General features: G+C 59.6%; 11 protein-coding genes and 1 pseudogene. 6 read left to right on the top strand and 6 right to left on the bottom strand.

The window, feature by feature from the left end:
• Positions 1 to 301: 301 nt before the first annotated feature.
• On the top strand, positions 302 to 1,540 hold the full coding sequence (locus KGB14_RS09210; RefSeq protein ID WP_223485850.1) for an MFS transporter: 1,239 nt from the start codon (positions 302 to 304) through the stop codon (positions 1,538 to 1,540).
• Positions 1,541 to 1,562: 22 nt separating this feature from the next.
• On the opposite strand, the gene KGB14_RS09205 is transcribed toward KGB14_RS09210, so the two are convergent.
• Both KGB14_RS09205 and KGB14_RS09200 read right to left on the bottom strand, forming a co-directional pair.
• Positions 1,563 to 2,114 (bottom strand): DJ-1 family glyoxalase III, encoded by a 552-nt coding sequence (locus KGB14_RS09205; protein WP_223485848.1) that lies wholly within the window; start codon positions 2,112 to 2,114, stop codon positions 1,563 to 1,565.
• Between the two features lie 67 nt (positions 2,115 to 2,181).
• Positions 2,182 to 2,637 (bottom strand): DUF4879 domain-containing protein, encoded by a 456-nt coding sequence (locus KGB14_RS09200; RefSeq protein WP_223486053.1) that lies wholly within the window; start codon positions 2,635 to 2,637, stop codon positions 2,182 to 2,184.
• A gap of 204 nt (positions 2,638 to 2,841) precedes the next feature.
• On the opposite strand from KGB14_RS09200, the gene KGB14_RS09195 reads away from it, so the two are divergent.
• Together KGB14_RS09195 and trmA are read left to right on the top strand one after the other, a co-directional pair.
• The gene (locus KGB14_RS09195; RefSeq protein ID WP_223485846.1) at positions 2,842 to 4,137 is read left to right on the top strand and encodes an NCS2 family permease; all 1,296 of its coding nucleotides are present in this window, start codon (positions 2,842 to 2,844) and stop codon (positions 4,135 to 4,137) included.
• Positions 4,134 to 5,213, top strand: a complete 1,080-nt coding sequence (gene trmA / locus KGB14_RS09190; protein WP_223485844.1) for a tRNA (uridine(54)-C5)-methyltransferase TrmA — start codon at positions 4,134 to 4,136, stop codon at positions 5,211 to 5,213. Before KGB14_RS09195 ends, trmA begins: the two co-directional genes overlap by 4 nt.
• A gap of 54 nt (positions 5,214 to 5,267) precedes the next feature.
• On the opposite strand, the gene KGB14_RS09185 is transcribed toward trmA, so the two are convergent.
• Together KGB14_RS09185 and KGB14_RS09180 are read right to left on the bottom strand one after the other, a co-directional pair.
• Positions 5,268 to 5,714 (bottom strand): DUF2442 domain-containing protein, encoded by a 447-nt coding sequence (locus KGB14_RS09185; protein WP_223485842.1) that lies wholly within the window; start codon positions 5,712 to 5,714, stop codon positions 5,268 to 5,270.
• A pseudogene (locus tag KGB14_RS09180) lies at positions 5,711 to 6,139 on the bottom strand (DUF4160 domain-containing protein). The gene KGB14_RS09185 and the pseudogene KGB14_RS09180 overlap by 4 nt, the downstream one beginning before the upstream one ends.
• Positions 6,140 to 6,401: 262 nt before the next feature.
• Between KGB14_RS09180 and KGB14_RS09175 the strand changes: the two are divergent.
• From KGB14_RS09175 to KGB14_RS09165, 3 genes are all read left to right on the top strand, one after another.
• A complete protein-coding gene (locus tag KGB14_RS09175; protein ID WP_223485840.1) occupies positions 6,402 to 7,313 on the top strand; it encodes a LysR family transcriptional regulator in 912 nt (303 codons plus the stop codon).
• A gap of 152 nt (positions 7,314 to 7,465) precedes the next feature.
• A complete protein-coding gene (gene aroQ, locus KGB14_RS09170) occupies positions 7,466 to 7,906 on the top strand; it encodes a type II 3-dehydroquinate dehydratase (protein WP_223485837.1) in 441 nt (146 codons plus the stop codon).
• A 5-nt stretch (positions 7,907 to 7,911) separates the two neighbouring features.
• Entirely contained in the window at positions 7,912 to 8,766 is an 855-nt protein-coding gene (locus KGB14_RS09165) for a shikimate dehydrogenase (RefSeq protein WP_223485835.1), read from the top strand.
• Between the two features lie 104 nt (positions 8,767 to 8,870).
• On the opposite strand, the gene KGB14_RS09160 is transcribed toward KGB14_RS09165, so the two are convergent.
• Both KGB14_RS09160 and quiC read right to left on the bottom strand, forming a co-directional pair.
• On the bottom strand, positions 8,871 to 9,548 hold the full coding sequence (locus KGB14_RS09160) for a TetR/AcrR family transcriptional regulator (RefSeq protein WP_223485833.1): 678 nt from the start codon (positions 9,546 to 9,548) through the stop codon (positions 8,871 to 8,873).
• Positions 9,549 to 9,651: 103 nt separating this feature from the next.
• Positions 9,652 to 11,553 carry a 3-dehydroshikimate dehydratase QuiC gene (gene quiC / locus KGB14_RS09155; RefSeq protein ID WP_223485831.1) on the bottom strand — a complete coding sequence of 634 codons (1,902 nt, stop codon included), beginning with the start codon at positions 11,551 to 11,553 and terminating at the stop codon, positions 9,652 to 9,654.
• Positions 11,554 to 11,941 lie beyond the last annotated feature (388 nt).

Genomic DNA, 11,941 nt, shown 5'->3' with positions numbered 1-11,941 from the left:
TTGAAAGAGTAGTCGCATTTTTGCCGATGGACGGTGTGGTCTTTTGCCGCGTGACAGGTTGCCTCATGGGTTTGGTCATGAGCTGCAATGCATTCCCCGTGGGAGCGAGCCTGCTCGCGAAGCGGTGTGTCAGTCACATGGGTATCAACTGATACGGCGCCATCGCGAGCAGGCTCGCTCCCACAGGGGGGGGCCGCGCTTTCGAGATCGGTGTCTAGCTAACTAAATTTTTCGCACTGGCAACCTCCGGTTATAGCTTGGTGATAATCTCGCTCTTCCCCTCGCCCAGACCTGCCTTCAGATGCCCAGCCAAGCGCCCCTGCTGTTACGTCATCACCGCCCCTTTATTGCGTTCTGGCTGGCTCGGGTATTTACCGCCAGCGGTTTTCAGATGCTGACAGTGGCCATCGGCTGGAATCTGTATCAATTGACTGGCAACGTGCTCGATCTGGGTCTGGTGGGTTTGGTGGAATTTGCCCCGCGAGTGTTGTTCATGCTGCACACCGGGCATGTCGCGGACCGCTATGACCGGCGCAAGGTCGCGGCGATCTGCCAGGCCCTGCAAGCGCTGATCGCCTTGTCACTGGCCATCGGCAGCGCGACCGACCATGTCACCCGTGAAATGATCTTCATCCTCGCGTTCGTGCTCGGTGCCGCCCGTTCCTTCGAAATGCCGACCACCCAGGCCTTGCTGCCGAGCATCGTGCCCAGCGCATTGTTCCCCCGCGCGGTTGCCGCCGCACAGTCGGCCCAACAATCGGCCACCATCGTCGCCCCGGCCCTCGGCGGTTTGCTCTACGCCTTCGGCAGCGTCTGGGTGTATGGCCCGACCGTGATTCTCTACCTCATTGCCTGCCTGTTGACGCTCAATTTGCCCGCACGGCAAGCGCCGCTGAACAAAGGCAAGGCGACCCTGGATTCGCTGCTGGCAGGCATCCGCTTCATTCGCAGCCGTCCGGACATTCTCGGGGCGATTTCCCTGGACCTGTTTGCCGTCCTGCTGGGTGGCGCGACCGCGCTGCTGCCGGTGTTCGCCAAAGATATTCTGCTGACCGGTCCCTGGGGGCTGGGTTTGCTGCGTTCGGCCCCGGCGGTGGGTGCGCTGCTGATGTCGCTGTTTCTGGCGCGATTTGCCGTGGAACGCAACGTCGGGCGAGTGATGTTCACGGCCGTGGGCGTATTCGGCGTGGCGACCATCGCTTTCGGCCTGTCGACGTCGTTCTGGTTTTCCCTCGCCGTGCTGGTGGTATTGGGTGCGGCGGACATGATCAGCATGGTGATCCGCGCCTCGTTCGTGCAGCTGGAAACCCCCGACGAAATGCGCGGTCGGGTCAGTGCCGTGAATGGTTTGTTCATCGGCGCGTCGAATCAGCTAGGCGAGTTCGAGTCCGGCCTGACGGCCCACTGGTTCGGCACTGTGCCGGCAGTGGTCATGGGTGGCATCGGCACGCTGGTGGTGACCGGGGCGTGGATCAAACTGTTCCCGACCCTGGCCAACCGCGACCGCATGCATGTGCCGGTGGAAGAAGTCAGGGCATGACGCTGTCTGTCCAGAGCGCTCTCTAAACCAGCAACTCCCCCGCCACCGTCGACCGCGTGGCTTTGCCGCAGAGCTGCTCCACCAGCGTCAGCGCAAACTGCAATGCGGCGCCCGAACCCTGAGCAGTGATGCAGTTGCCATCGACCACCACCGGTTGATCCACGAAGTTACAACCTGACAGTTGATGGCTGACAGCGGGCAGGCAGGTCATGCGTCGCTGGCGCAAAACGCCAAAGGTTTGCAGCGCCAGCGCTGGAGATTCGGCAATACCGGCGAACAGGCGCCCGGCGGCGGCCTGGTCCTTGATCAATTGTTGCAGGGGTTGGTGGGCCGCCAAATGCTGCGCCCCCACGGCGCCGCCGGGCAGAACGATCAGGTCGAACGGCTGGGCCAGCAAATCCACCAACATCGCATCGGCGGTCAAGCGGGTGCCGCGAGCACACGTGAGCATGCGCCGTGCCTCGATGCTGGCCACCACCACTTCAACCTTGGCGCGGCGCAGTACATCGATCAGGGTCACGGTTTGCAGATCGTCTATGCCCTCGGCGAGGGTAATCAGGGCTCTAAAGGTCATGGGCGCGGTCCACAGGATGATCTTTAAAGCGTAGTCAGCTTTCCTGCCCCTTGTTCGAGCCCAGCCGTTACTTGATGTAAAGCTGCGTCGACATCGTGTTGCCCGGTGCGTTGATCGAGGTGTTGCTGAACGTGAAGGTGCCGTCCTGCTTGCCTGCCAGGTTGAAGATGTACAGATAGCCGACGGTTTTTTTCCCGGCGGAGCACTCGGTCAGGTTGCCGGTATCAAAAGCACAGATGGGGGTTCGGGTTCCATCCACTTCAAAACCGTCCAGCGCGACATGGGCCTCACGACCGTAGCCGACTTCCAGCACATACACCTTGATGTTTGGCCCCTTGTGGTCGCAGTGGGTCTGCGTCTGGCCGTCCGCGATATTTTCAAAACCACAGCCTGGCGATTCGACCTTGATTACCTTCACCTGGCTCAACGGTGGCGCCATGGCCGCAGAGGCTGTTTGCGCTCCGATGAAACAGGTGAGCAGCAACCCGAATGCCGCAATCACACGTTTATTCATGCAATACATATCTACCCCCAATACCAGCGCGCAGTATGGCTCACTTGGCCGTAAGGCAAAACATCGACGACGATCGCAGCCATAGCCCCACGCTGCTGGTATGATGCGCGGCTTTTTCCGACCCACAGAAAATACCCAGGCGCCTGCAGCGGCCTGTGCTTTGCTGTTGAGGTCGATACATTCACGGCGCCGGGCGCGCCACGGGGAGCAGACATGCTGGAAAGGCTGTTTCAACTCAAGGCACACAACACCAACGTGCGGACCGAGATTCTGGCGGGCGTCACGACCTTCTTGGCCATGGCCTACATTCTGTTCGTCAACCCGAGCATCCTCGGCGAGACCGGCATGGACAAGGGCGCGGTGTTCGTCGCCACCTGTCTGGCTGCCGCCATCGGTTCCACGGTGATGGGCCTGATCGCCAACTACCCGATCGCCCTCGCGCCGGGCATGGGGCTGAACGCCTTCTTCACTTACACCGTGGTCCTGCACATGGGCCACACCTGGCAAGTGGCGCTGGGCGCGGTGTTCATTTCGGCGGTGATGTTTTTCCTGCTGTCGATCTTCCGCATCCGCGAATGGATCATCAACAGCATCCCGCTGGCGCTACGTTCGGCGATTGCCGCCGGTATCGGCCTGTTCCTGGCACTGATCGCCCTGCACAACGCCGGCATCGTGGTCAGCAACCCGGCGACCATGGTCGGCCTCGGCGACCTGAAGCAACCGGCACCGATTCTCGCGACCCTGGGCTTTGCCCTGATCGTCGCCCTGGAGGCCCTGAAAGTCCGTGGAGCCGTGCTGATCGGCATTCTGTCGGTGACCATCGTCTCCATCCTGTTGGGCTTCAGCCCGTTCGGTGGCGTGATGTCGATGCCACCGTCCCTGGCCCCGACCTTTCTGCAACTGGACATCAAAGGCGCACTGGACATCGGTCTGGTCAGCGTGATCTTCGCGTTCCTGTTCGTCGACCTGTTCGACAACTCCGGCACCCTGATCGGCGTCGCCAAGCGCGCCGGCCTGATGGGCAAGGACGGCCACATGCCGAAAATGGGCCGCGCCCTGATCGCCGACAGCACTGCGGCCATGGCCGGTTCCTTGCTGGGCACCTCGACCACCACCAGCTACATCGAATCCGCGGCCGGCGTGAGCGCCGGTGGCCGCACCGGCCTGACCGCCGTTGTGGTGGCGATTCTGTTCCTGCTGGCGCTGTTCTTCTCGCCATTGGCGGCCAGCGTTCCACCCTTCGCCACCGCGCCTGCATTGCTGTTCGTCGCCGTACTGATGACTTCCGGCCTGGCCGAAATAGACTGGGACGACATCACCGTCGCCGCACCGGTCGTGGTCACTGCCCTGGCCATGCCGTTCACTTATTCCATCGCCAATGGCATCGCCTTCGGTTTCATCTCCTGGACTGGCATCAAGTTGTTGTCCGGTCGCGGCCGTGAATTGAATTCGGCGCTGGTGATTCTGTCGATTCTGTTCGTGATCAAGTTGGGTTGGTTCAACGCATGACTTTCGATTCCCAGGCTTACGCCGTTCAGCTCGAAGAAAAGGTCACGCGCCTGCGTGACCTGCTGGCCCCGTTCGGTGCGCCCGAACCTGCGGTGTTCGATTCGCCGCTGAAAAACTTCCGCCTGCGTGCCGAATTCCGCCTGTGGCGCGAAGCCGGCGAGCGCCACTACGCGATGTTTTCCCAGGAAGACAAACGCACGCCGATCCTGATCGAAGAGTTCCCGATCGCCAGCCTGCGCATCAACCAGTTGATGCCGCAGCTCAAGGCAGCATGGAAAGCCAGTGCCGCCCTGAGCCACAAGCTGTTCCAAGTGGAGTTCCTGACCACCCTGGCCGGCGATGCGATGATCACCCTGTGCTATCACCGCCCGCTGGACGAACACTGGCACGCGGCGGCGTCGAAACTGGCAGCCGAGCTGAATGTCAGCATCATCGGTCGCTCGAAGGGCAAACGCGAAGTGATCGGTCACGATTACGTGGTCGAGAAACTTGACGTCGGCGGCCGTACCTTCAGCTATCGCCAGCCGGAAGGCGCGTTCACCCAACCCAACGGCACCGTGAACCAGAAGATGCTGAACTGGGCTTACGACGCCCTCGGTGATCGTTCCGACGATTTGCTGGAGCTGTATTGCGGTAACGGCAACTTCACCCTGCCTCTCGCTACCCGTGTACGCAAAGTGCTGGCCACCGAAATCAGCAAGACCTCGGTCAACGCCGCGCTCAGCAACCTGAGTGAAAACGCGGTGGATAACGTCACGCTGGTGCGTTTGTCTGCCGAAGAACTGACCGAAGCCCTGAACGAAGTTCGCCCGTTCCGCCGCCTGCACGGCATCGACCTCAAGAGCTACGAATTCGGTAGCGTGTTCGTCGACCCGCCCCGCGCCGGCATGGACCCGGACACTTGCGAACTGACCCGACGCTTCGACAACATCCTCTACATTTCCTGCAACCCGGAAACCCTGGCCGCCAACATCGCCCAACTGCACGACACCCACCGCATTACCCAATGCGCGATGTTCGACCAGTTTCCGTGGACCCATCACATGGAATCCGGAGTGTTGTTGACCCGTCGTTGATTGCAGCCTCCACCTACAAATCAGCCGTCCACTGGACGGCTTTTTTGTGGGCGATCAAAGCGCCGCATCGGCCTTGCGCGGGCGCCCCCCCTTCTTGCCATTGGCCCGCGCAGCCTCGGCCTTCGCCGCACTGCTCTGACGACCATTGCGCGATGCGATCAACGAGGCAGCCATATCCATCAGCGGTTTGCTCGCCGAAATCAGACCGGCGATGGACACCTGCAGATCCTTGTCTTCATGACAAAGCGCGGCGCCGGCGAAACCGACTTTCAGCCCGGCGAAATCCTCGGTCTCAAAACCATCGAACTCCGGATAGTTTTTCACCGGCAACAACACACCGCTGCCATCCTCAAAACCGACGGCGAGACATGGATCAAGAAAGATCACCGTCGTCGCATTCAATCCGGCACGACGGCGCGCATCACCACGCTCGATCGCTTCGTCCAGAGCGCCTTCGGTCACGGGGTGATCGACCTGCATTTTTGCGCTTATCGTTTTCATAATTCGATCTCCACGCCTTCTGGTGCTCCCATCAGGCTCAGCAGGGTCTTGTTACTCTCAGGTTCATAGCGAGCCGAACCGATCATGTAAGTCGTGCTGGCAATCCTCTTCATCACAACCACTTCATTGCCCTGCCAATCCCATAACTGATTGTCGAGGCAGGCCGTCTGCAATTTGCTCCACCAGATGTCACGGGCTCGCCGTAAATGGGCAGGTTACCTGAGCGCCTGACGCAATCCCTCAAGCACAGCCAGAGGAGGTCGATGCGAATGAGGGACGACATCCCACAGCTCGACGCCGTTGTGCCAGAAGCTGAACGTGAAGCGTGCACTCCATTTGCCTGCATCGACGTGGACGTGTGGCGGGCAATGCTCATCACGCAACATGACCACCAGCGAAAACCCTTTGTAGCGGCATACATTCATGCTAACCCATCCGTTAGGTTATTGAGTTCGAGGATTCGCCATTCCTTGAAGAATCCGATAACTGGCACTGATCGCTTGATCAACCGGCCACGTTTGAGCCTAGCGTTCCAGGTCGATAGGGCTCTGCCGATCAAGGCAAAAAAGAGTAAGCAATCCTTTCATTACCAACATTGGCCGGTGCTGAACCCGGCCCTGTATTTATGCGCTCTAATTTGATAAATACAGACTCAGACACTTCATTTGATTCCCGGTGTAATCAATCATGCAGCGGCATTTTGACGATCTTCAATTAGGCAGCATCGAACTGTTCTGCCTGGCCGCCGATGCTGGCAGTTTTACTGCCGCGGCTCTGGTGGCGGGCGTAACCCCGGCCGCCGTCAGCCGCTCTGTATCGCGCATGGAAGAACGCCTGGGCGTGCGTTTGTTCGCGCGCACCACCCGCAGCGTCAAGCTGACGGACAGCGGCCGACGGTATTACGAGGAGTGTCGCCAGGCCCTCGCGCAGCTGGTCGAGGCCCAGCGCGAAGTCATGGGTCAGCAGCAAGAACCTTCCGGCACTTTGCGCATCAGCATCCCCACGACCTATGCCCATCATCGAATCCTGCCCTTGCTGCCCGCGTTTCGGGCGCGCTTCCCCGCCGTGAAAGTCGAGGCGCATATCAGCAATCGCAACATTGATTTCGTCGGCGAAGGCTATGACATGGCGATCCGCGTGCGGGCCATTCCGGATTCCGGACTGATTGCCAGGCCGTTGGAGGACGCCGCGCTGGTGATGATTGCCAGTCCCGACTACCTGAAGCATGCCGGTATCCCACAGACCCTGAACGACTTGGCGCACCACGAATGCATTCAGTACGAACTGCCCAGCAGTGGACGGCGGATTGCCTGGCTGTTCAACGACAACGGCGTGCCACTGGAGATCCTGGCCGAGGGCAACTACTGCTGTTCCGATGACGTATTGGGCGGCGTGACGCTGGCAAAAAACGGCGCCGGTTTGTTTCAAACCTATCGCTTTATCGTCGAAAACGAACTGGCGGACGGTTCGCTGGTGGAAGTGCTCAAGCCCTATGGCGGACGCTCCCGCCCTTTCACTCTGCTGTATCCGCAAAGCCGTCATGTGCCATTGCGGCTAAGGGCATTTATCGACTTTCTGGTTGAGCATCTGCCCCGCTGAATAGATCGCACCTGTAGGAGCCTGTCCGATCACCGCACAAATAATCCACGCCTGACACCCTCTTCAATTGACCTTATTAACCAGTTAGTACAATTTCTCCCCACAGGCTGAAACCCTCGGCCAATGCCAAAAATAATATGTGGAGAGACCCGATGCCCCCTATCGTTCTGGTGCTCAACGGCCCGAACCTGAACCTGCTCGGCACCCGTGAACCGGCGACTTATGGCCATGAAACCCTGGCGGACATTTCAGCGCTGTGCGGTCGCGCTGCCGAAGAGTTCGGCCTGACAGTTGAGTTTCGCCAGACCAACCATGAAGGCGAACTGCTCGACTGGATTCATGCCGCCCGTGGCCGTTGCGCCGGGATCGTCATCAACCCGGCCGCCTGGACTCACACCTCGGTCGCCATCCGCGATGCCCTGGTCGCCAGCGAACTGCCGGTGATCGAAGTGCATTTATCCAACGTCCATGCCCGCGAACCTTTCCGGCATCACTCCTTTGTTTCGGCCATCGCCACGGCGGTCATGTGCGGTTTCGGCAGCCACGGCTATCGTTTGGCGCTGGAGCATTTCAGCCAACGTTTGAAAGGTTAAGCGTCATGACACAGAACACCGTGGTACTGGCCGGGCTGATCGGCGCCGGCATTCAGGCTTCCCGCACCCCCGCGTTGCACGAGCACGAAGGCGATGCGCAGGGGTTGCGTTACCTGTATCGGTTGATCGATCTGGATCAATTGAAACTCGACAGCGGCGCCCTGCCCGACCTGCTGATGGCCGCTGAACGGATGAACTTCACCGGGCTGAATATCACCTTCCCGTGCAAGCAGACGATCATCCCGTTGCTTGACGAACTGTCGCCGGAGGCCCGCGGTATTGGCGCGGTGAACACGGTGGTGCTGAAGGACGGCAAACGCATCGGCCACAACACCGATTGCCTGGGTTTTGCCGAAGGTTTTCGCCGTGGTCTGAAGGACGTTGCCCGTGAGCGGGTGGTGCAAATGGGCGCCGGTGGCGCAGGCGCGGCGGTGGCCCACGCGCTATTGAGCGAAGGCGTACAACTGCTGAGCATTTTCGACGTGGATCAAAGTCGCGCTCAGTCGCTGGCGAACAACCTCAATCAGCATTTTGGTTTTGGTCGCGCCGTGGCCGGTCATGACTTGCCAGGCACGCTGGGGCAGGCTGACGGCTTGGTGAATACCACGCCAATGGGCATGAAAAAACTGCCGGGCACACCCGTGCCGGTGGAGTTGCTTCGCCCGCAGTTGTGGGTGGCGGAGATCGTTTACTTCCCGCTGGAAACCGAACTGCTGCGCAACGCCCGCGCGCTGGGTTGCCGAACCCTGGATGGCGGCAACATGGCGGTATTTCAGGCGGTGAAGGCGTTTGAACTGTTCAGCGGCGTGGTGCCGGATGCCCAGCGGATGCTGGCGCATTTTCAGAGCATGAATGGTTGAAGATCAAAAGATCGCAGCCTTCGGCAGCGCCTACACGGTAATCGGCGTTTAACCGATCCTGTAGGCGCTGCCCGCAGGCTGCGATCTTTTAAGGGACCTACAAATCAAGCCTGCAGGTATCGCAAAACCGACTCGCAGATCATCTCCCGATGACGCTGCTTGATGTTTTCATCCGGCAGGTCGATCTGAAAGATCTCACCGAAGGTATGACGGTTCGACACACGATAGAAGCAAAACGAGCTGATCAACAGGTGCACATCCAATGGATCGAGGTCGGTGCGGAATACACCTTCTTCAGAGCCACGACGCAAAATCTCGCCCAGTGAATCGAGGATGGTGTTGTTCATCGCCTTGATCGCATCGGAGCGCTTCACATACTCGGCATTGTGAATGTTCTCGATGCTGACGATACGCACGAAATCGACATTGCGATCATGGTGATCAAAGGTGAATTCGACCAATCGCCGAATCGCTTCCACCGGCGCCAGTTCGACCAGGTGCAGACGGTTTTCGGTGCTGCGGATATCCCCGTAGAGTTTCTCCAGCACCTCCACGTAGAGCTGCTCCTTACTGCCGAAGTAGTAATAGATCATGCGTTTGGAGGTGTGGATGCGCTCGGCGATCGCATCCACGCGCGCACCGGAAAGCCCCTGCTGGACGAATTCGACAATAGCCTCTTGAAGGATGTTCTCGCGGGTCTTTTCCGGGTTGTTCTTGCGACTCTTGCGAGGCTCGGCAATTGGCTTGTCGGGCGCTGCGGATAGTTCTGGAATTATTGTCATTGCGGGCTCACGGCCATCACTGCACAAGCAGGCGATTATGGGCTGCCGCGCACAGTGAAGGAAGCCACGATGCAGCGGTTTTGTGCCCGTGTTTACGATTTTCCTACAACTTTGCCTGACGTACGCCACCACTTCGCGATTTGGCCATGGCCGCCAGTCGCACGGCCACGTTGGCCGCGCCGTAACCCGCGTAGCCATTTTTGCGCTGGATGATTTCAAAGAAGAACCGCCCTTCGAACGGCTCGGTGTACACATGAAACAGCTCACCGCCCTGGGCATCGCGGTCATAGAGCACGTTGAAATAGGCCAGTTCACTGAGGAACTCATCATCGAAATCAAACCGTGCGGCGAGGTCATCGTAATAGTTGAGCGGGATGTCCAGCAGCGGCACGCCAGCGGCCTTGGCGCGGCTGACTTCGGCAAAGATGTCGTCGCAATCGAACGCGATGTGATGCACGCCGGAACCGCGATAACTCGACAGCGCGTGTGAGATGGCAGTGTTGCGGTTCTCGGAGATGTTCAGCGGCAAGCGGATCGAACTGCAACGGCTGCGCAACGCACGGCTCTTCACCAAACCATACGGGTCGGGCAACACCACTTCATCGTCGGCTTCGAAATCCAGCAGGCTCTTATAGAACAGCACCCAACTGTCGAGGCTGTCGGCAGGCAGCGCCATTGCCATGTGGTCGATGCGTTTGAGGCCACCGCTGGCCATGGCCGTCGATTGCAGATTGAAGTCGGTGCCATAGACGTCGGCGTCCTGGTCCACCAGGTAAATCAGGCTGCCATCCGGCGCACGCACCGCTGCCAGTTCAAGTTCATTGGGGCCAACGAGTCCGCGATAGGGCTGGCCCTTGTACGCAACCGCGCGGGCCAGCGCACTGGCGCTGTCCTTGACCCGCACGGCGGTGGCGCACAGCGACGGGCCGTGAGCCTCAAAAAAACTGTGGGCGAAGGAGTAAGGCTCGGAGTTGAGGATCAGGTTGATATCGCCCTGACGCAACAGGCTGACGCTCTTGGAGCGGTGTTGCCCGACCTTGACGAACCCCAGGCGCTCCAGCCAATGGGACAGCTTGGCGCCGAGGCTTTCGTCCACTGCGAATTCAAGAAACTCGATGCCGTTGTATTCGCTGGCGCTCGGGGTATCGAACAGAATGTCGCGATTGGCCGCCGGCGTAGCTTCCTGCTCCAGACGCTGACGGGTTTTCTCTTCCAGATACAGCAACGAACGCAAACCGTCGGCGGCGTTAGCCCGTGGCGGTGCGGCGCGGAAGCCGTCGTTGAAGATCTCCAGCGACAGCGGCCCGGTGTAGCCACTCTTGATGATCGGCGCGAGAAAACCCGGCAGGTCGAATTCGCCCTGGCCCGGGAAGCAGCGGAAATGCCGGCTCCACTCCAGCACGTCCATCGCCAGGATCGGCGCATCGGCCATTTGCACGAAGAAGATCTTGTCACCGGGAATTTCGGCGATGGCGCTCGGGTCGCCCTTGAGCGACAGCGTATGAAAACTGTCCAGCAACACGCCGAGGTTCGGATGATCGGCCTGGCGAACGATGTTCCACACCTGTTGCCAAGTGTTCACATGCCGGCCCCAGGCCAGCGCTTCGTAACCGATCCGCAGACCACGAGCACCGGCCCGTTCGGCCAGCAGGCGCAAGTCGTCGACCAGAATCTGCTCATCACCGATGGAGTCGGCCAAGGCGTTGCTGCACACCAGCACCAGATCGGTGCCCAGCTCCTGCATCAAATCGAACTTGCGCTCGGCCCGCTCCAGATTGCGCGGCAGCCTGTCGCGGCGGCAACCTTCGAAATCCCGAAAGGGTTGAAACAGCGTGATGGCGATCCCGAGATCGGCGCACATCTGTTTGATTTCCCGCGGGCTGCCGTCGTAGTAGAGCAGATCGTTTTCGAAAATCTCCACACCGTCAAAACCGGCGGCGGCGATGGCTTCGAGTTTTTCCGGCAGGGTACCGCTCAAGGAAACGGTGGCAATGGAACGCTGCATGTGTCGACTCCCGGTGGTGGGGACCATTTTGTTAGGGGCATTGCACGCTTTACGTAGGGGTAGCGTTTGTCTTGGGCAAATTATTGGCTTGACGAATCCACACAGCAATTCAAAGTGTACTACCCGGTTAGTTTTGCGGGCGATTATCGAACACAATGGCGGTTGGCGAATTGACGATTTTTCGTCCACTGCGCAACATCGACAGCACATTGAGTCCGGTCATGAACCCATGGACTCGGTTACCAAAGACCCTGAACACCACATAAAAATTTCAAAAAACGGGTACACGCTCATGCGCTCATTCAACGCCTTGTTTGCTTGCTCCACCGCCCTCACGCCGCACCTGGCCTCCATCCGAACCTTGCGCCCTCTCGGCCGAACCGTGCCG

The sequence above is a fragment of the Pseudomonas sp. A-RE-19 genome, from assembly GCF_019956555.1.
Lineage (GTDB): Bacteria > Pseudomonadota > Gammaproteobacteria > Pseudomonadales > Pseudomonadaceae > Aquipseudomonas.
Note: the sequence above shows the minus strand (reverse complement) of the source record. Positions and strands in the feature narration are given on the sequence as shown.